This window comes from Ciceribacter sp. L1K22, from assembly GCF_017599385.1.
GTDB lineage: Bacteria > Pseudomonadota > Alphaproteobacteria > Rhizobiales > Rhizobiaceae > Allorhizobium.
In genome coordinates this window covers 2864824-2883731 of the sequence record NZ_JAGFPK010000001.1, presented here as the reverse complement: position 1 = coordinate 2883731, position 18908 = coordinate 2864824, and the positions used below count along the sequence as shown (strand labels likewise).

General features: G+C 62.0%; 14 protein-coding genes and 1 tRNA gene. 8 read left to right on the top strand and 7 right to left on the bottom strand.

The window, feature by feature from the left end:
- Positions 1 to 31 precede the first annotated feature (31 nt).
- Positions 32 to 763, bottom strand: a complete 732-nt coding sequence (locus tag J5J09_RS14305; protein ID WP_208551556.1) for an SIMPL domain-containing protein — start codon at positions 761 to 763, stop codon at positions 32 to 34.
- A gap of 148 nt (positions 764 to 911) precedes the next feature.
- Between J5J09_RS14305 and J5J09_RS14300 the strand changes: the two genes are divergently transcribed.
- Positions 912 to 987 (top strand) — tRNA-Ile (locus J5J09_RS14300).
- 478 nt (positions 988 to 1465) lie between these two features.
- Positions 1466 to 1900 carry a hypothetical protein gene (locus J5J09_RS14295; RefSeq protein ID WP_208551555.1) on the top strand — a complete coding sequence of 145 codons (435 nt, stop codon included), beginning with the start codon at positions 1466 to 1468 and terminating at the stop codon, positions 1898 to 1900.
- 684 nt (positions 1901 to 2584) lie between these two features.
- On the opposite strand, the gene J5J09_RS14290 is transcribed toward J5J09_RS14295, so the two are convergent.
- The 3 genes from J5J09_RS14290 to J5J09_RS14280 are packed head-to-tail and all read right to left on the bottom strand — an operon-like array spanning position 2585 to position 5707.
- On the bottom strand, positions 2585 to 3658 hold the full coding sequence (locus J5J09_RS14290; protein WP_208551554.1) for an ABC transporter substrate-binding protein: 1074 nt from the start codon (positions 3656 to 3658) through the stop codon (positions 2585 to 2587).
- Positions 3655 to 5043, bottom strand: a complete 1389-nt coding sequence (locus J5J09_RS14285) for a sensor histidine kinase (protein WP_208551553.1) — start codon at positions 5041 to 5043, stop codon at positions 3655 to 3657. The genes J5J09_RS14290 and J5J09_RS14285 overlap by 4 nt, the downstream gene beginning before the upstream one ends.
- The gene (locus tag J5J09_RS14280; RefSeq protein ID WP_208551552.1) at positions 5036 to 5707 is read right to left on the bottom strand and encodes a response regulator transcription factor; all 672 of its coding nucleotides are present in this window, start codon (positions 5705 to 5707) and stop codon (positions 5036 to 5038) included. Before J5J09_RS14280 ends, J5J09_RS14285 begins: the two co-directional genes overlap by 8 nt.
- Positions 5708 to 5959: 252 nt before the next feature.
- Between J5J09_RS14280 and J5J09_RS14275 the strand changes: the two genes are divergently transcribed.
- From J5J09_RS14275 to J5J09_RS14260, 4 genes are all read left to right on the top strand, one after another.
- Complete coding sequence (locus J5J09_RS14275; protein WP_208551551.1) at positions 5960 to 6934, top strand: tripartite tricarboxylate transporter substrate-binding protein; 975 nt, start codon at positions 5960 to 5962, stop codon at positions 6932 to 6934.
- A gap of 164 nt (positions 6935 to 7098) precedes the next feature.
- Positions 7099 to 7569 carry a tripartite tricarboxylate transporter TctB family protein gene (locus J5J09_RS14270; protein WP_208551550.1) on the top strand — a complete coding sequence of 157 codons (471 nt, stop codon included), beginning with the start codon at positions 7099 to 7101 and terminating at the stop codon, positions 7567 to 7569.
- A gap of 33 nt (positions 7570 to 7602) precedes the next feature.
- Positions 7603 to 9117 (top strand): tripartite tricarboxylate transporter permease, encoded by a 1515-nt coding sequence (locus J5J09_RS14265; RefSeq protein WP_208551549.1) that lies wholly within the window; start codon positions 7603 to 7605, stop codon positions 9115 to 9117.
- Between the two features lie 153 nt (positions 9118 to 9270).
- Positions 9271 to 9729, top strand: coding sequence for a hypothetical protein (locus J5J09_RS14260; protein ID WP_208551548.1), 459 nt, complete (start codon positions 9271 to 9273; stop codon positions 9727 to 9729).
- Positions 9730 to 9735: 6 nt separating this feature from the next.
- Here the strand turns inward: J5J09_RS14260 and J5J09_RS14255 are convergent, their stop codons facing one another.
- Positions 9736 to 10995 carry an AGE family epimerase/isomerase gene (locus tag J5J09_RS14255; protein ID WP_246745846.1) on the bottom strand — a complete coding sequence of 420 codons (1260 nt, stop codon included), beginning with the start codon at positions 10993 to 10995 and terminating at the stop codon, positions 9736 to 9738.
- Between the two features lie 176 nt (positions 10996 to 11171).
- Between J5J09_RS14255 and metH the strand changes: the two genes are divergently transcribed.
- A complete protein-coding gene (gene metH, locus J5J09_RS14250) occupies positions 11172 to 14945 on the top strand; it encodes a methionine synthase (RefSeq protein ID WP_208551547.1) in 3774 nt (1257 codons plus the stop codon).
- 154 nt (positions 14946 to 15099) lie between these two features.
- Positions 15100 to 16023, top strand: a complete 924-nt coding sequence (locus J5J09_RS14245) for an alpha/beta hydrolase (RefSeq protein WP_208553591.1) — start codon at positions 15100 to 15102, stop codon at positions 16021 to 16023.
- Here J5J09_RS14245 and J5J09_RS14240 read toward each other — a convergent pair.
- A complete protein-coding gene (locus tag J5J09_RS14240) occupies positions 16020 to 17729 on the bottom strand; it encodes a PAS domain-containing methyl-accepting chemotaxis protein (RefSeq protein WP_208551546.1) in 1710 nt (569 codons plus the stop codon). The two genes, J5J09_RS14245 and J5J09_RS14240, sit on opposite strands and share 4 nt — an antisense overlap.
- A gap of 129 nt (positions 17730 to 17858) precedes the next feature.
- Entirely contained in the window at positions 17859 to 18902 is a 1044-nt protein-coding gene (locus J5J09_RS14235) for a zinc-dependent alcohol dehydrogenase family protein (RefSeq protein WP_208551545.1), read from the bottom strand.
- Between the last annotated feature and the right edge of the window lie 6 nt (positions 18903 to 18908).

Here is an 18908-nt window from a genome sequence, read left to right as displayed (position 1 = left end):
GGAGCGGCTTTTGTCTATAGTGCCGTCTTGTCTACTGCTCGATGGCGTATGTGATGTTGACCGTGACAGTGTAGCTGTTTTCGCCGCTCGCGATCGGAACCGACGCGTCGCTCATCTCCTTGGCCATCGCGGCCCGATAGATCGGCTGCGGCATCGGTCGGGCGAAATTCTCGTTGATCTCGATGATCCGGCCGAGCTTGACGCCGGCGGCGTCCGTCAGCGCCTTTGCCTTGGCGGCGGCATCGGCGACGGCTTCCTTGCGGGCTTCGGCGACCGCTGCATCCGGATTGTCGTTGGTGAGTGCGATATTGCCCCCGTCATTGACGCCGAGCTTCACCGACCGGTCAATGATGCCGCCGAGCGCGGTGAGGTCGCGCACACGGACGGTTACCGAATTGCTCACCTGGTAGCCGGCGATCTCGGGCGCCTCGTAGCCGCCGTCGGTCGAGGGATCCTGACGGTAGCGCGGGCTGACGGAAAAGCCGCTCGTCTGCACGTCGCGCTCTTCGACACCCGCCTGTTTGAGGTCGGCAAGCACGGCCGCCATCGCCTCGTTGTTGGCCGAGAGCGCATCCGCGGCCGTCTCGGCCTCGCGTACAACGGCCATGGTGAGGATCGCCATGTCGGGGGTCAGCGTCGCTTCGCCTTCGCCGGAGACGATCACCGTCGCCTCGCGCGGCGTCTCCGCCAAGGCTGGCGCTGCCGCCGCGGTTAGGCCGAACAGGGCCGCAGCCGCGAGAGTGGCGTTCAGGGTAGTCTTCATTCGGGATGTCCTCCGGCTTGATGATGGCGCAGTCTTGGCGATCGATTGTGTAGCGAATACGGCAACGGCTTGTCGCTGCCTAAGAATTCGGTTAGAGCGTGTCCGCGACGGGTTACCATTGTCCGTCACCGCCGCGCAATGCCGGCCGGGGCCTGTAGCTCAATGGTTAGAGCCGGCGGCTCATAACCGCTTGGTTGGGGGTTCGAGTCCCTCCGGGCCCACCATTTCTGTTTTCTGATCTTGTTTAATTGTCAATTGACGTCGGTATTGCATTCCTGCGGAATGGAAGCGAAAAAACCACAGTCCGTCATGATCCGGGTCGCTGCCCGACATGGTCCACTCGTTGACGATTGAGAGGGCAATCTCTTCATCGCAGCCTTCGTAGCGAATGTCCCTTCGCCAAAACTCATTCGGTTGTGCGCTGGGTCGCACAGGGACCGCGCCATTGCGTAGCAAAGCGAGAACACAGCCGTTTACGAAGTCCGCTAACTCCTTTCCCTGCAACGAGAAGCCGTCTCGCCCAGAACCCACGATCTGCCACAGGCCGACGGCATCGACGTCAAGCTCATTCGGTACCCGTTCGATCCATTCCGAAAGAAGAGTGTCGAAAAATCTATGGCGAGGTTCAAAACTCATTTATGCTCGCTGCCACCGAATTGGTTTCCGAGGACGCTTGTCCCGCTGCGTCATGCCGAGAGAGTGATGAGATACCCAAAACTTCGTAAACCGGCTAACTCGATTTCCCGTTTGATCAACGATGTTCTTTACAGGTTTGATTTCTTCAATGATTCCGTCCTGGAAAGCATCCGTATTGACTACGCGTCGTCACCTTCCGGAACTGTATCTGTCGTGTTTATTTGCCAAGACGATCAAGACGACCAGCATCGGCGCAAACGGTGTACAATTCTCTTTTCGGATGTTGGAGAATACAAGCTTTTTCAGCCAACTAAAACGAGCATGGCCGTCGTTTCGTTCGGGGTGTCCTTTTTTCAGGCAGATGACATGTTTTATATGAATTTCGACTGCTGGGGCGATCTCCCAAATGAAGGCACGTTAGAGGATATTCAGTTCAGCGATTTTTATATATCGGCGAGGTCGGTGGAGATATCGGTGTCCGATGATTTTGTAACCGGCTAGATGAGTTGGCTTTGGCGGCTTGTATCTCAAGCTTTGTGTCAACCCTTTGCAACGCGACAGAAACTACTCTTGGATGTTGTTTTTCGGTAAGGCGGGAAGTTAAATTCTCCTCAAAGCACGTTAATTCGCCCGCTCGTTATAAAGAATATACGTGCATGAAGAAAACTCTGTTTCGGTGGATGATTGTTGCCAATTTACCCATGATCGTCATGATCCTTGGTGGGTATTCTGGACTGTTTTTCCCGATATGTTTATCTAATATTTTCTATAATTAAATCTAAATTGAAATTGATTGGCTGGGAGAAAAAATCTCGATCTGAAAGCATTGATGAATACAGGTGGGCAGTTTTTGCAGTTTGTGCCTTTGTTTTTCGGGGCGCACTCTTTATTGGCCATCATCGACACTGAGGGCGTGTCCCTCTGCTCATATTTTGCCTCTATCCTCGCCATCGTCATCTATGTACTGGAATGCGGCATCGAGGCGGTGAGGCGTATCATGATCTAATACATTGTGATCGAGTACCGCTTCAAGATCCGCTCTTTTCAAGAGACGCAGTTTCTTGACGCGTGTTTGAAAGTCAATTGCGACATTCAGCTATGTTTTTTGGGCTGATTTGTTTTGCACTCAAACTATATTCGGCGATATCGCCCAGCCACTTTAACGCTACTTCGCCGCCAGACCGGTTACCGCCCAATCAATCCCTTCCAGTCCTCGATAAACTGCCTCCGCTGGATCTCGTCTTGCGCCGCCAACAGCGCGGGGCCGATGCGGATGGGGCGGCCGATGCCTGACTCCATCAGGGACGGGGGGCCTTCGACGCCTTTGGGCAGCGCCAGCCCCTCGGCAAAGAAGAAGGATTTTTCGCGCGCCAGCTGGCGGCCCCGCGGCGAGAGCAGGTAATCCAAGAAGATCTTGCCGAGCAGAGGGTTAGGAGCCGTCGAGGGGATCATCGCGCCGCGCGACAGCACCAAGGTGTAATCCTCCGGCAGAACGATGCCGAAATCGGGGTTCTTGAGCGCCGCGCCGTAGGCATAGGAGCCGAGCACGTTGTAGGCGAGGCGAACGCGGCCGGCGGCGAGTTCGCCCAGCACCTCGTTGTTGCAGCAGCGAATTACCGTATCGATTCGGCTCAGGCTTTCGATCAGCCGGCCATAGGCGGTTGGCGCCTGCCGCGAATCGTTGAAGGCGAGGAGATAGCCGACGCCGGAGGCCTCGATGTCATAGGTGCCGATGCGGCCGCTATAGACCTCGGGCTTGCGCCGCAGAAGGTCGGCGAGCGCCTCGTGGCTCTGGGGCACATCTTCCGGCGGCACGGATCGACGGTCGTAGACGAAGACGACCGGCTCGAAGGTGAAGCCGAAGATTTCGTCCCGCCAGTTCGCCCAGCTCGACGTGGTCTGCGTCTCGCGCGAGGTGTGCGGCTGGGCGCAGCCGTCGTTCGCGAGCCGCACCAGCTGGTCGACGGAGGACGACAGCAGGATGTCGCCGCCGCGCGCCCTGCCGGCGCAGGCGTCCTGCGCCTCGCGGAACAGGTCGTTGGTGACGTAGTCGACGAATTCCACGGTCACACCCGGTTCCTTCGTCTGAAAATCCTCGATCAGCGGGCGCATGGCCTCCAGATCGGTTGCTGCATGTACCACGAGGCGGGCTGTCTCCTCGCCCTTTGCCGAGAATATCTCCCGATCGCCTTCAAGCGCTTGGGTGAGGGAGGGAAGGAGGCAGAGCGTCAAGGCAAGATAGATCGGCGTTGTTCTCATGGGCTCTCCTCCAGCAAGGGAAGCTCGATGTAGACGCAGAAGAGCTGGTCGTCGGTCTTCTCGCGAAAGCCGATCCGTCCTTTGAGCGTGGCCGCAACTTCCGCTGCGATGGCGAAGCCGAGGCCGGATGCGCCCTTGTCGGAGCGACTGGAATAGAAGCGCCGTGTCACGTTGCTCCACTCGGCGGCGGGGATGCCGGGGCCGTCGTCGCGCACCTCGACGAGACCGTGGGTCTCGGTGCGGGTCACGCGCACGTCGAGCCGGGCTTTTGCGCCGTGGCGCAGCGCGTTGTCGATGATGTTGACGATAGCCTCCCTAAGGCTCAGCGAGTCGCCCAGCACCGAGGCGTCCGGTTCGGCCGCCTCGAAGGAAACGACGATATCCGGATCGACGGTGATCGGCACGGCAGCGCGGAAGGCGAGGCGCGCCACCTCGTTCAGCGACACCGGTACGAGATGGGTCGAATCGATCCTGTGGATCACCATCGCATGGTTCAGCAACTGGTTGGTGAAGCGGGCGAGTTCGGCGGTGCGGTCGCGCACGCGTTCCAAGTGCCGCCGGTCCTCCGGGGCCAGCTTTGTCTCGTTGATGAGGCTGACCTGCGAGGTCAGCGCCGTCAGCGGCGTGCGGATCTGGTGCGCGCTGTCGGCGACGTAGCGCTGCAGGAGTTTCACGCGCTCGTCGAGCCGGGTGATGAAATGGTTGATCGAGGTGACGAAGGGGGAAAGCTCGCGCGGCACCGCGAGCGCGAGCGGCGTTAGGTCCTGCGGGTCGCGCTGACGCAGCGCCTCGCCGAGATCGTCGACCGGGCGCAGCGAATGACGCACGGCAAGTGCCGTGCCGACGAGTGCCAGCAGGCTCATGACGAGGACGAGCAGGGTGGCGCGGGTCGTCAGTTCCGCGGCGAGCGAGCGGCGCGCATCGGTGGTCTGGGCCACGATCACATACGCCCAGCCGGTGCCCTCGCCGTAGGTAATGGCCCGCGCGGTGGTGACGGTCCGTACCTCGACGCCGCGATAGGTGATGCGACCGAAGAGCGGAACTGCGCGGCTATCGGCAAGATCGAGGTCGGGTGAAAGGTCGCCGTAACCCGTCAGCGTCTCGCCGGTCGGCGTGATGATGCGGTAGAAAATCCGGTCGCGCTGCGCAAGCCCGAGCAGTTCGAACGCGGAGGGCGGCAAGTTGAAATCGAGTTCGCCGTCCGACAGAACCAGATTTTCCGACATCTGGAATGCCGCGCCGAGCAGTAGCCGGTCATAGGCCTCGTCGGCGGCGGCGCGGGCGTAGAACCATGCAGCGGTTATCAGGCAGGCCGCGCCCAGTCCGAGCACGATCGCCACACGCCGCATGAGGCGCGAGAACAGCGAGCTTCTTGATTCAGTCATCGGACACCAGTTGGTAACCGACACCGCGCAGTGTCACGATTCGGGCCTTCGCGCCTTCGAGCTTCTTGCGCAGGCGTCCGATATAGAGCTCGATCGCATTGGCGCCGGCCGCCTCCTCGAAGCCGAACAACTGGTCGAGCAGTTCCTCCTTGCTGAACACCTTGCCGGGACGCGAGGCGAGAATTTCCAGCAGCGTCATCTCACGGCGCTTCAGCTGGACTTCCCGCTTGCCGACCGTGACGGAGCGATTGGTCCGATCCAACGTCACGTCGCCGCAGACGATCGTGTTGGTCGATTCCCCGCCACTGCGCCGACGCATCAAAACGCGGGCGCGGGCCTCAAGTTCGCGGAAGTCGAAGGGTTTGACGAGATAGTCGTCGGCGCCGAGGTCGAGGGCGCCGACCCGGTCATCGATCTCGGAACGGGCCGTCAGAACGAGCACGGGTACGCTGCTTTTTGACTGGCGCAGGCCGCGTAGGACGGAAAACCCGTCCATGCCGGGCAGCATGACATCAAGGATCACCAGGTCGTATTCCGTGAATGCCAGAATGTCGGCCGCAGCCGCTCCGTCGGTCTCCCAGTCGACGGTATGCCCCGTCTGCTGGAAGCGCCGGCAAATTGCTTCGCCCACATCGAGGGTATCTTCGACCAAAAGTATGCGCACGCGCAATGATCGCATGTGGCCCGAGGGCTCGCAAGTATCCGGTTTACGCGCGTTTACCGGTGGGGCGGAAGTTTGACAGGATGGTGACAGGAACGTGTCCTAGTTTGGCGCTGCCGGTTTCAGGGAGAGAGCAGGAAGCCGGTCCGGGAGGGAACCCAACGGATGTGCGCCTTGTCGCCGCTGCCTTGCGAAAAGCGGGCCAGTCGCCGTTTCCGGTTCTTTTCGGTGCTACAGGATAAACGGGAGACATCCATGATCCGAGATTTCAGCAAGACCCTTTTCGGCGCAGCGATTGCTGTCGCCGCCTTCGCCGCGACCGCCGCTGCCGAGCCTTCGAAGCCCGAATGCCTTGCCGGCGCGAAGCCCGGCGGTGGCTTCGACCTGACCTGCCGTCTGGCAGCCAACGCCCTGCTCGAGACCAAGCAGATCTCGCAGCCGATGGCGGTCACCTACATGGAAGGCGGCGTCGGCGCCGTTGCTTATAACCATGTGATCGGCAAGCGCGGCTCTGACGGCAATCTGATCACCGCTGCCTCCTCCGGCTCGGCGCTCCTCATTGCCCAGGGCAAGTTCGGCCAGTACGACGAGAATGCGGTCCGCTGGCTCGGCGCGCTCGGTGCCGACTACGGCGTTCTCGTCGTATCCGCCGATTCGCCCTACAAAACGCTCGGTGAACTCATCGAGGCCTTCAAGGCAGACTCCACGCAGTTCCCGATCGGTGGCGGCGGTGCCGTAGGCTCGCAGGACTGGATGAAGGGCTCGCTGCTTGCCAAGGCTGCCGGCCAGGATCCGAAGACCATGCGTTACGTTGCGCTGGAGGGCGGCGGAGCCGTTCTGACCGCGCTTGAAGGCGGCCATATCAAGGTTGGCTCCGGTGACGCGGCCGAAATGGGCAAGCACCACGTTGCCGGCAAGGTCCGCATCCTCGCCGTCATGGCGCCCGAGCGCCTGCCCGGTGAACTGGCCGACGTCCCGACCGCCCGCGAACAGGGCTACGACATCGACTGGCCGGTCTGGCGCGGCTACTACGTCGGCAAGGACGTGTCCGACGCTGACTACGACTGGTGGGTAAAGGCCTTCGAAACGGCCGCCGCCACGCCGGAGTTCGCCAAGGAACGCGAAGCGCGCGGCCTCTTCGAGTTCACCCTGCTCGGCAAGGCCTTCGAAGACCGCGTGAAGGAAGACGTGGCGCGCTTCAAGATCCTCGCCAAGGAAGCCGGCATGTAATTTCCACTCCCCTCGACGATCCTCCCAAGACACGAGGCGGACCGCCCTCCGTCACCTGCATCGTCAGGTGACGGAGGGAAACGAGGGCGAAGACATTCATCCAGACCTGCGCCGCCGGGCGATCACGATCCGGCGGCTTATTCATAAGAACAGGGGGTGACACCATGTCAGAAAACCATCATCCATCAGCCCGGGCCGTGCAGTTGATCGGCCGTGGCGCGGCGCTTTGCCTTATCCTGCTTGCACTCGCCTACGGTATCGGCGGCAGCATGATCGAATACGCCTTCTCCTCCGATCCGCTCGGCCCCCGGGTTTTTCCGGTCGCGCTCGCGATCGTCCTCGGGCTGCTGTGCATCTGGTATATCGCTTCGCCGGGATCGGCCGAAGGCTTCCCTTCAGGCGCGCTTCTCGTTCGCGTCCTCTCGGTGCCGGTACTGCTGATCGTCTCGGTCGCACTGTTCGAGCCGGCCGGTTTTGCCATCTCGATCTTTGTTCTCACCTTCGGAGCGGCGCTCATCTTCGGCGCGCCACCGGTCAAGGCCTTTATCGGCGCTGTCGGTCATGCGGCTCTGTGGTGGTTCGTCTTCTCCTATCTTCTGGAGGTCTATCTGCCCGTCGGCGCATTGTTCGGCTGAGGCTCGGGACCGGAACCGGAAAGGATCAATTCCATGAACTTCGAATATCTCTGGCAGGGTTTCGCCGTCGCGCTCACCTTTCAGAACCTTTTGATCGGTCTCGTCGGCTGCTTCATCGGCACACTGGTCGGCGCACTGCCGGCCATCGGTCCGATCAACGGAATCGCGCTTCTCCTGCCGATCGCCTATACGATGGGCCTGCCGGCGGAAAGCACGATGATCCTGCTTGCCGCCATCTATTGCGGTGCCGAATATGGCGGCCGCATCTCCTCCATCCTGCTCAACGTTCCAGGTGACGCCGGTGCCGTCATGACGGCGCTCGACGGCTATCCGATGGCCAAGCAGGGCCGCGCCGGCGAGGCGCTGGCGCTGTCGGGTCTCGCCTCGTTCGTGGGTGGCATGTTCGGGGCGGCGGGTCTTGCGCTCTTTGCGCCCATCCTCTCCGGTCTGGCGATCGGTTTTGGCCCTGCCGAATACTTCGTGCTGATGGTGTTCGCGTTCGCGACGCTCGGCTCGATGGTCGGCAGCCAGCCGGTCAAGACGCTGATCGGCTGCACGCTCGGCCTGATGCTGGCGACCGTCGGTCTCGATCCGACGTCCGGCGCCTACCGCTTCACGTTCAACGAGCCGGAACTCGGCGACGGCATCGAGTTTGTCGTTCTCGTCATCGGTCTGTTCTCGATATCCGAGGCGCTCATCATCCTGGAAAACCAGGGGCGTGGGATGACGGTGATCCGCGAACTCGGCCGGATGACCGCGCGTCTCTCCGACATCACCAAAAGCGCCGGTACTACCGTGCGCAGCGCCATCATCGGTTTCGTCGTCGGTGTTCTTCCCGGCACGGGCGCTTCGGTGTCGAGCGCGATCTCATATACAACAGCAAAGCGTATTTCCGATACCGAAGGCACGTTCGGAAAGGGTGACGTGCGTGGGCTCGCCGCGCCGGAAGCCGCGAACAACGCCACGGCCTGCGGCGCATTCGTGCCGATGCTCACACTCGGTGTTCCGGGTTCCGGTACCACCGCCGTCATGCTGGGCGCGCTGATGCTCTACAACATCCAGCCGGGTCCGATGCTGCTGACGGAACGGCCGGAAATCGTGGGCGGCCTCGTGGCATCGCTGTTCGTCGGCAACCTGATCCTGCTGGCGCTCAACCTGCCGCTGGTGCAGATCTTCGCCCGCGTATTGACGGTGCCGAACTGGCTGCTGGTACCCGGCATCCTGGTCCTGTCGATCGTCGGGGTATACTCCACCCATGCGTCGATCTTCTCGATCTACCTGATGTTCGCGATCGGAATGGCTGGCTGGCTATTGCGCAAGGCAGGCTTCGATATGGCGCCGATCATCCTGGGCTTCGTGCTCGGGCGGGTCATGGAAGTGAACCTGCGCAACGCGCTGGCAATCAGTGGCGGGGAGGTCTCCATCCTCTTCAGCAGCACGATCTGCATCGTTTTGTGGTGCATGGCCATTGCGGTCGCGGTGTTCCCGGTCTTCCTTTCAAGGCGCGCCAAGCGCCGGATGCGGGAAGCCGCCGCCGCGATGAACTGAGCCGTCGCAACGATCACGAAGAAAGCCGGGCGAGAGTCCGGCTTTTTCTTTTGATACATGCTGCATGTATGTATCTGACGAGGCCTGGCCAAGCTTCACGAAAGGCGGCCGCGATAGTCTTGGAAGCACATTGTATCTATCCGGAGATCGCCAATGAAGATCGCCCTGGCTCTGATGGCCGCCACAGTCCTTCTCGCCGCACCTTCGACCGGGCAGGCAAGAAGCGGGCTGAAAGCGCCGGAATTCGTCACGTTCTCCGGGCAATGCCTGCGCGTCGCCATGGGCAAGCAGGACATGACGCCGGCCTGCACGGGCATGCTGGGCGGCTCCGAGCACGCGGATGGCCGCAACGGCATCTATTTCCTGATGGCCAACAATCACATCGTGACGTTCAGCGGCAAGGCGACCGACAAGCGCGGTGGTTTCCCGATCGACCGGGTTGTGTTCAACACCGGCGAGGAGGCCGTGAAGCCACAGGCGGTTCGTGCGACGGGACGCTGCAGCTATACCGATCCGAGCCGCGGCCCCGTGACGATCCGGTGCGTCGGTGCGCTGGCCGAGGGCACGTCCTTCGTGGCGTCCTTCCGCACGGACGGCACGCCGCCGCAGTAAGCGCGTTCAGGCTGCCGCGTCAGGCATTTCCGTGATCATCTTCGTCAGGCTGCCTTCGGCCGGGAACAGCGGGATCAGGCAGGCCTGGAGGGCATGGTAGATGTCGCCCTTGCCGGGGAAGAGCGTATTTGACGGTTTCAGGTCGTCGCTCAGTTCCTCGTTCCATCCGCCGTTCTCGCGGTCGAGCGTGTAGCGCGAGATAAAGCCCCAGATCTTGCGATAGCTTTCCTCGTGGAAGTCGCTGGGCGCGTGCTGGTTCAGATAGTGCGCAGCTGCGGCCCCCTCGCAGAGTGGCCACCAGAGTTTCATCTTCTTATCCGGCACGTTGTCCCAGTCGAGCGTGTAATAGAAGCCGCCGCGCTCCTTGTCCCAACCAAGCTTCATCGACTGGAAGAAGAGGCCGCGTGCCGCCTCCGGCATCCAGTCGTGCACCTTGCCGCCGAGCGTCCAGAGTTGCAGCACGAGGCGTGCCCATTCCAGCCAGTGGCCCGGCGTGGTGCCGGCCGGTCGGAACATTTCGTTGCGATGATAGTAGTTCCGGTCGAGGGTCCACTGCTCGTCGAAGTGTTCCGGCAGACGGTAGGTGCATTCGGTGGCGCGGCGGCGGATGATCAGGTCGGCGATGCTTTCCGCCTTGTCGAGATAATGGCGCTCACCGGTAACCTCGAACGCTGCCATCAGCGCTTCGGTCAGGTGCATGTTGGAGTTCTGGCCGCGATAGCCGGGCACCGGCGTCCAGACGGCGGAGAACTCCTCGGCGATGGCGCCGTGCTCCGGCTCCCAGAAGCGGGTTTCGAGAACCTCGGTGATATCGGCCAGCATGTCGTCGGCAAGCGGATGGCCGACACATTTCGCGGAGGCGGCGGCAAGTAGCACGAAGGCATGGCCGTAGCCCTGCTTCGACGGATCGATCGCGCCGTTGTCATCGACCTGCCAGTAGTAGCCGCCATTGTCCTGATCGCGGTGGCGCTTCCACAGGAAAGTTATGCCATGATCGACGACCTCGGCGGAGCCCGGCTGGCCGAGGAGATCGCCGATTGCAAAACAGTGGACCATGCGGGCGCTGGCGTGGATGCCCCGCACCGGATTGTCCAGCTTGAGCGGCTTGCCGCGACGGTCGAGGTCGTAGAAGCCGCCTTTCGGATTGATCGATGCGAACTGGAAGAAATCAAAAAGACCTGCGGCCTGCTGCAGGAGCCAGCGGCGGTGGTGCGGCCGGTCGGTCCAATGCCTGGGCAGCGTGCCCGTCATAGTGCCCTGTTCCATGCGCATTCCTCCGCCGCATCTGCAATCCGATGGTTCGTATAGCGGCGCTACGCAGCTTTGTCACGGCGCCGTCGGCCGGCGGAAAGACTTGACGAACAGCATAAAGGCATGTTGACATAAACATGTCTTTATGTGCTTTTGAAATCGTGTCGCTTATGGAATAAGGAAATTCGCTCATGCTCAACAATCTTTTTGGACCGGAGAGGGGACTGAGGGATGGGCAGGAGATTGCCGAGGCTTTGGCCAAGGCGGCGCGGGAGCGCATCCTGATCCTCGACGGTGCGATGGGCACGCAGATCCAGGGGCTCGGCTTCGACGAAGACCAGTTTCGCGGCGAGCGGTTTCTCGGTTGTGCCTGCCACCAGAAGGGCAATAACGACCTTTTGATCCTGACCCAGCCGAGCGCGATTGAGGAGATTCATTTTCACTACGCCATGGCCGGGGCAGACATCCTGGAGACGAACACCTTCTCCTCGACGAAGATCGCGCAGGCCGACTACGCGATGGAGGGGGCGGTTTATGACCTGAATCTCGAAGGCGCCCGTGTCGCGCGGCGGGCCGCGTACCGGGCCGAACGCGAGGACGGCAAGCGCCGCTTTATCGCCGGCGCCATCGGACCGACGAACCGGACAGCCTCCATCTCGCCCGACGTCAACAATCCCGGTTATCGCGCGGTATCCTTCGATGATCTGAGGCTCGCCTATGCCGAGCAGATCGACGGCCTGATCGACGGCGGTGCCGACATCATCCTGATCGAGACGATCTTCGACACGCTGAATGCGAAGGCGGCCATCGTTGCCTGCGAGGAGCGGTTTGCCGAGAAAGGCATCCGCCTGCCGGTGATGATCTCAGGGACGATTACAGACCTTTCGGGCCGTACACTCTCCGGCCAGACGCCATCGGCCTTCTGGTATTCGGTGCGACACGCCAACCCCTTCACCGTCGGTCTGAACTGCGCTCTGGGCGCCGATGCCATGAGGCCGCACCTGCAGGAGCTGTCCGGTGTTGCCGATACCTTCATCTGCGCCTATCCGAACGCAGGTCTGCCGAACGAATTCGGCCAGTACGACGAAACGCCCGAGATGATGGCGGCGCAGATCGAGGGTTTCGCGAAAGACGGTCTAGTCAACGTGGTCGGCGGCTGCTGCGGCTCGACGCCCGAGCATATCCGGGCCATCGCCGAGGCGGTGGCACCGTTCAAGCCGCGTCAGGTGCCCGAGCACAAACCGTTCATGTCGCTGTCCGGTCTCGAGCCGTTCGTGCTGACCAAGGACATTCCGTTCGTGAATGTCGGCGAGCGCACCAATGTCACGGGTTCGGCCAAGTTCCGCAAACTGATCACCGCCGGCGACTATGCCTCGGCGCTGGCAATCGCGCGCGACCAGGTGGAGAACGGTGCGCAGATCATCGACATCAACATGGACGAGGGTTTGATCGACTCCGAGAAGGCGATGGTCGAGTTCCTCAACCTGATCGCAGCCGAACCGGATATCGCCCGCGTGCCGATTATGATCGATTCGTCCAAGTTCTCGATCATCGAGGCCGGACTGAAGTGCGTTCAGGGAAAGGCGGTCGTCAATTCGATCTCGATGAAGGAAGGCGAGGAGAGCTTTCTCGCGCAAGCCCGTCTCGTGCGCAATTATGGTGCTGCGGTCGTCGTCATGGCTTTCGACGAGAAGGGGCAGGCCGACACCTACGAGCGCAAGGTGGAAATCGCAGAGCGAGCCTACCGGCTGCTGACGGAGGAAGCGGGCTTCGCGCCCGAGGACATTATCTTCGACCCGAACATCTTCGCGGTGGCGACGGGTATCGAGGAGCACAACAATTACGGCCGCGATTTCATCGAGGCCGCCCGGACGATCCGCGAGCGGATGCCGTTGGTGCATATCTCTGGTGGCGTCTCGAACCTCTCCTTCTCCTTCCGTGGGAACGAGCCGGTGCGCGAGGCCATGCATGCCGTCTTCCTCTATCATGCAATCCAGGCCGGTATGGACATGGGTATCGTCAACGCCGGTCAGCTGGCGGTCTACGAGAGCATCGAACCGGAATTGCGGGAGGCCTGCGAGGATGTGGTGCTGAACCGTCGTGCCGACGCGACGGAGCGGCTGCTGGAGATTGCCGAGCGGTTCCGCGGCGGTCCCGGCAAGGAGGCGAGGGCGCAGGATCTTGCCTGGCGCGAATGGCCGGTCGAGAAGCGGCTCGAACATGCTCTGGTCAATGGCATCACCGAGTATATCGAAGCCGACACGGAAGAGGCGCGGCTTTCGGCGGAACGGCCGCTGCATGTGATCGAAGGGCCGCTGATGGCCGGTATGAACGTGGTTGGCGACCTTTTCGGTTCGGGCAAGATGTTCCTGCCGCAGGTCGTCAAGTCCGCCCGCGTGATGAAGCAGGCAGTGGCGGTGCTCTTGCCCCACATGGAGGCGGAGAAGCTTGCGAACGGAGGCGGCGAACGTGAAAGTGCCGGCAAGATCCTGCTCGCGACCGTGAAGGGCGACGTGCATGACATCGGCAAGAACATCGTCGGCGTCGTGCTCGCCTGCAACAATTACGAGATCATTGACCTTGGCGTCATGGTGCCGGCGACGAAGATCTTTGAGACGGCGATCAAGGAGAAGGTCGATGTCATCGGCCTATCCGGCCTCATCACGCCCTCGCTCGATGAGATGGTGCATGTCGCCTCGGAAATGGAGCGGCAGGGCTTCGACATCCCGTTGCTGATCGGCGGGGCCACCACGAGTCGCGTGCACACGGCGGTTAAGGTTTCACCGCAGTACCGGCGCAACCAGGCGATCTATGTGACCGATGCCAGTCGTGCGGTCGGCGTGGTGTCATCGCTTCTCTCGCCCGACAACAAAGATGCGTATCTGGCCGGAATTCGCGATGAGTACCGGAAAGTTGCGGACGCCCACGCGCGGGCGGAAGCCGAGAAGCAGCGGCTACCATTGGCGGCGGCGCGGGCAAACAAGGTGACGATCGACTGGCCCGCCCACAAACCCGTGGCGCCCCGCTTCCTTGGAACGAAGGTGTTCGACGACTACGACCTCGCGGAGCTTGCCCGCTACATCGACTGGACGCCGTTCTTCCAGACCTGGGAACTCAAGGGCCGCTACCCGGCGATCCTCGATGACGAGGCGCAAGGGGAGGCGGCACGGCAGCTGTTTGCCGATGCGCAGGCGATGCTCCAGAAGATCATTGCCGAGAAGTGGTTCCGGCCGCGCGCTGTCATCGGCTTCTGGCCGGCGAACGCCATCGGCGACGACATCAGGCTTTTCACCGATCCGTCGCGGCGGGAAGAGCTGGCGACATTCTTCACGCTTCGCCAGCAGTTGTCGAAGCGTGACGGGCGACCGAACGTTGCGCTCGCCGATTTCGTCGCGCCGCTCGACAGCGGCATTCAGGACTATGTCGGCGGCTTTGTCGTTACGGCGGGCTTCGAGGAGATCGCCATCGCCGAGCGGTTCGAGCGAGCGAACGACGACTATTCGTCGATCCTCGTGAAGGCGCTGGCCGACCGGTTCGCGGAAGCCTTTGCCGAGCACATGCATGAGCGGGTGCGCAAGGAGTTCTGGGGCTATGCCGCCGACGAAGCCTACGCGCCGGAGGACCTGATCGGTGAACCCTATGCGGGCATCCGACCCGCGCCCGGTTATCCGGCCCAGCCGGACCATACGGAAAAGACCACGCTGTTCCGCCTGCTGGACGCGGAGAAGGCGACCGGGGTGACGCTCACCGAGAGCATGGCGATGTGGCCAGGCTCTTCGGTGTCCGGTCTCTATATCGGTCATCCGGACAGCTACTATTTCGGCGTTGCCAAGGTGGAGCGCGATCAGGTCGAGGACTATGCGACACGGAAGGGCATGGCGGTTCGGGAGGTGGAGCGGTGGCTGGGGCCCGTGCTCAACTACATTCCCGCTAAGCCGGATGCGGCTGTGGACGATGCGGCGTGACGTGGCGCGCTGAACCTGATCGGGAATCTGCTGGGGCATAGCTCAGTGGCCTCGTCGCTGTCGCTTTTGGCGAGACACGCCGGTTTGTCGCGTGACATTGTCGATCCAATGCGCAATCGACACGGGGAAAGCAGTGACCGACGGGATTAAGCCAATGCCGAGCGAGGAGGGCATCCTGGCCTTTCTCGAAAAATGCGACGCCTTCTATCCCGCCGATGCGGTTGATGCGTCGATCGGGCAGCAGCGGGAATGGTACAATGCGCTCTGCGCGGAGTTTTCGCCGGCGCATCCGGACGGAGTGGTCACCGACGATTTCCTGATCGATAATCGCATTCCCGTGCGGCGGTACCGACCCTCTCGGCTCAGGACGGCGGTCAGGCTGCTTTATCTGCACGGCGGCGGGTTCGTGGTCGGTTCGCTCGACAGCCACGACTCGATCTGTGCGGAGATCGCCGACGCCGTCGGCGCGGAACTCACCGCGGTCGATTACCGTCTCGCGCCGGAGCATGTCTGGCCTTCGCAGCATGATGATTGCCTCGCGGTGCTCAGACGCTTTGTGCACGCGGGAGAGAAGGTCGTGGTCATCGGCGACAGTGCCGGCGGCAATCTGGCGGCCGGCCTCTGTGTCAGGGCGTTGCAGGAGGGCTGGTCTGGCGCCATCGTCGGGCAGGCGCTTGTCTACCCCGCACTCGGGGGCGATCTGAGGACGGGTTCCTACGAGGAGATGGCCGAGGCGCCCGGGCTGTCGACGTCCGACGTGCGCTATTACCGCGAGGTGCTGCAGGCGCCTGGGGATGATGCCGTCGCCTATCCGCTGCTCGCGGCGGATATCGAAGGACTACCGCCCGCGTTCATCACCGTCGCACGTTTCGATCCGTTGCGCGATGACGGACGGGCCTATGCGGCGCGGCTGGCGCGGGCGGGTGTCGAGGTCTGGTTCCGGGAGGAGCCGCAGATGGTGCATGCCTGGCTGCGGGCCAGGCATATGAGCGAAGGGGCAACAGCCGGATTTGCCGCGCTTTGTGGAGCGGTGTCACATCTCACAGGAGTGAACACTGCCGGAGAGCGATCGGCCTAGGCGGCCGCTCGTCTTTGCGGTGCTGCTGCGGCCGCGGCCGAACCGGGTTCGCGGATGGCCTTGCGGCGGTTGAGCTTGAAGGTCGCGACGATCTCGGTGAGTTTGCGGGCGCCTTCCGCCAGCGCCTGACCGACACTCGTCATCCCGCCGACCATGGCCGAGTTCTGTTGAGTCGCCTGATCGAGCGAGTTGACGGCGGCGTTGATCTCGCCAAGCCGGCTCGACTGTTCCTGCGCGGCATGGGCGATGGCCTCGACATTGGTGTCGATGGACTGCACGAAGGTCTGGATGCGGTTCAGCGCATCCCCCGTGTCGCCCACAAGGCGCACGCCTTCCTGGACCTCGGAAGTTGATTTGGCAATCAGCTGGGCAATCTCCTGAGCCGCTTTGGCCGACCGCTGGGCAAGCTCGCGGACTTCCTGCGCGACGACGGCGAAGCCCTTGCCACTCTCGCCGGCGCGCGCCGCCTCAACGCCTGCATTGAGTGCCAGCAGGTTGGTCTGGAATGCTATCTCGTCAATCACGTCGATGATGTTGCCGATCTCTTTCGAGGCCGTCTCGATGCGGCCCATGGCGTCGACGGTGGATTTCACGACATCGACCGATTCCGACGCGGCCTTGCGGGCATCCTGAACCAATGTGCGGGTGCTGCGGGTCCGCTCCGTGGATTCCCGGATCGTCTCGGTGATCTGTTCGAGGGCGGCCGATGTCTGCTCCAGCGATACGGCCTGCTGTTCCGACCGATGGGCAAGGCTTTCGGAACTGCTGCGCATCTGGCTGCTGTTTGAAGTCAGCTGCGCGGTCTCGGACAGAACCAGCTCAAGCGTTTCCTGGAAGCGGCCGATGGAGGTGTTGAAGTTGTGCCGGAGGTTTTCGAATTCCTCGGGGAAGGGATGGTCGATCGTGACGCGGATGTTGCAGTCGGCAAGACGGGTAAGTCCTGCACCCAGTTCCGTCAGCGCGTTGACGCGGGCGGTGATATCGGAGGCGAACTTGACGACCTTCCAGACCTTGCCGGTGTCGTCGACGATCGGGTTGTAGCTCGCCTGGATATGGATGCGGGCGCCGCTTTTGGTGACGCGGGCGAACTTGTCGACGAAGAATTCGCCCTTGGCCAGACGGGACCAGAAGGTGGCGTAGTCGGCCGACCGCGCATAGTCTTTTTCGCAGAACATTGAATGATGGCGGCCGACGATCTCGTTCAGGCTGTAGCCGAGCGTCTGGAGGAAGTTCTCGTTGGCCGTCAGGATCTCGCCCGTCGGGGTGAACTCGATGACGGCCTGGGAACGGCTCAACGCATCGATCTTGCCATTGCTGTCGAGTTCCCTGAGCTTCGCCTCGGTGATGTCGGTGGCGATCTTGACCACCTTCAAAACCTTGCCGCCGCGCATCACCGGGTTATAGGAAGCCTCGATCCAGACCGGGCGGTTGCCCTTGCCGAAACGCTTGTACTGGCGGCGGTCAAAGCGGCCGGACGCGAGCTGTTTCCAGAAGTCGCGGTAGGCAGATGAGTTCGCCTCCTCGACAGCGATGAACATGCGATGATGCTTGCCGACCACTTCGGAGCGTTGATATCCCATCGCCTTGCAGAAGTTCTCGTTGGCATCGAGGATCTCGCCCTCGGGCGTGAATTCGATGATGGCGAGCGATTTGTTCAGGGCGTCGATAACGAGGCTGGCATCACTGCCGAGGCCGAACAGGGACATGGATGAGGTCTCCGGATGAGTGAGTGACCTCAGTATTGATGATAATAGACAACAATCTATTAAAATCAGAACTTTCTACATAAGGAACATGCGCTTGCGTGGTTAACGCAAGCGCGGCTTGCGCGTGCCTCAGGCAAAGCTGTCGATGATGGTGATACCGCTTTCGGCGAAACGGTCCATATTTGCTAGTGCCGAAACGGCCTCCGTCAGCGAGATATGCCGACCGATCAGTTTCTGCGGCTGCAAGGTGCCTGCGGAGATCATCGCGAGCATCGCGTCATAGCGCCATGCCTGCATGCCGTGGCTGCCGTAGATTTCCAGTTCGTGGGCGATCACACGGTCCATGGGAAGCGCGGGGCGCGCCTGCTCGGCCAGCAGCAGGCCGACCTGGACGTGGCGGCCTCGGCGGCGCAGGTTGAGGATCGAATGGTTGCAGGTCGAGGGGTGGCCGAGCGCATCGACCGAGACATGCACGCCGCCGCCGGTGGCATCACGAACCGCGACGGGGATGTCGGTTTCGACGGATGCGTTGATGGTCACCGTGGCGCCGAGTGAGCGGGCAAACGCAAGTTTTTCCTCGGAAATGTCGATGGCGACGACCTTGGCGCCGAGCGCCTTGCCGATCATGATCGCAGAGAGACCGACGCCACCGCATCCGTGGACCGCGAGCCACTCGCCGCCCTTCAGCCGTCCCTGGTCGACAACGGCCCGGAAAGAGGTCGCGAAACGGCAGCCGAGGCTCGCGGCGGTCGCATCGTCGATGTCGTCGGGCAATTTCACCAGATTGTGGTCGGCATAGTCGAGGGCCATCAGCTCGGCGTAGCTGCCCCAATGGGTGAAGCCCGGCTGGAACTGCTCCTCGCAGACCTGGCTGTTGCCCGACTTGCATTCGAAACAATGGCCGCAGCCCGAAACAAAGGGGACGGTGACGCGATCGCCGACCTTAAAGCGCTTCACCTCGGGACCGACGGCCTCGATCACGCCGGCGAATTCATGGCCGGGCACGTGGGGCAGATTGATATCCGGGTCGTGACCCATCCAGCCGTGCCAGTCGCTGCGGCAGAGGCCGGTCGCTGTGATGGAGAGCACGACGCCAGCTTTCGGCGGCGTGGGATCCGGCAAGGTGGCGATCTTTGGAGCCTCGCCGAAACGCTCGTAGAACATCGCCTTCATCACATA

Coding starts and splice junctions, on each gene's coding strand:
- J5J09_RS14260 (WP_208551548.1), top strand. CDS start 9,271: ATGAAGATCGCCCTGGCTCTGATGGCCGCCACAGTCCTTCTCGCCGCA.
- J5J09_RS14255 (WP_246745846.1), bottom strand. CDS start 10,995: ATGGAACAGGGCACTATGACGGGCACGCTGCCCAGGCATTGGACCGAC.
- J5J09_RS14285 (WP_208551553.1), bottom strand. CDS start 5,043: ATGACTGAATCAAGAAGCTCGCTGTTCTCGCGCCTCATGCGGCGTGTG.
- J5J09_RS14245 (WP_208553591.1), top strand. CDS start 15,100: ATGCCGAGCGAGGAGGGCATCCTGGCCTTTCTCGAAAAATGCGACGCC.
- J5J09_RS14270 (WP_208551550.1), top strand. CDS start 7,099: ATGTCAGAAAACCATCATCCATCAGCCCGGGCCGTGCAGTTGATCGGC.
- J5J09_RS14235 (WP_208551545.1), bottom strand. CDS start 18,902: ATGAAGGCGATGTTCTACGAGCGTTTCGGCGAGGCTCCAAAGATCGCC.
- metH (WP_208551547.1), top strand. CDS start 11,172: ATGCTCAACAATCTTTTTGGACCGGAGAGGGGACTGAGGGATGGGCAG.
- J5J09_RS14275 (WP_208551551.1), top strand. CDS start 5,960: ATGATCCGAGATTTCAGCAAGACCCTTTTCGGCGCAGCGATTGCTGTC.
- J5J09_RS14240 (WP_208551546.1), bottom strand. CDS start 17,729: ATGTCCCTGTTCGGCCTCGGCAGTGATGCCAGCCTCGTTATCGACGCC.
- J5J09_RS14265 (WP_208551549.1), top strand. CDS start 7,603: ATGAACTTCGAATATCTCTGGCAGGGTTTCGCCGTCGCGCTCACCTTT.
- J5J09_RS14295 (WP_208551555.1), top strand. CDS start 1,466: ATGAGATACCCAAAACTTCGTAAACCGGCTAACTCGATTTCCCGTTTG.
- J5J09_RS14305 (WP_208551556.1), bottom strand. CDS start 763: ATGAAGACTACCCTGAACGCCACTCTCGCGGCTGCGGCCCTGTTCGGC.
- J5J09_RS14290 (WP_208551554.1), bottom strand. CDS start 3,658: ATGAGAACAACGCCGATCTATCTTGCCTTGACGCTCTGCCTCCTTCCC.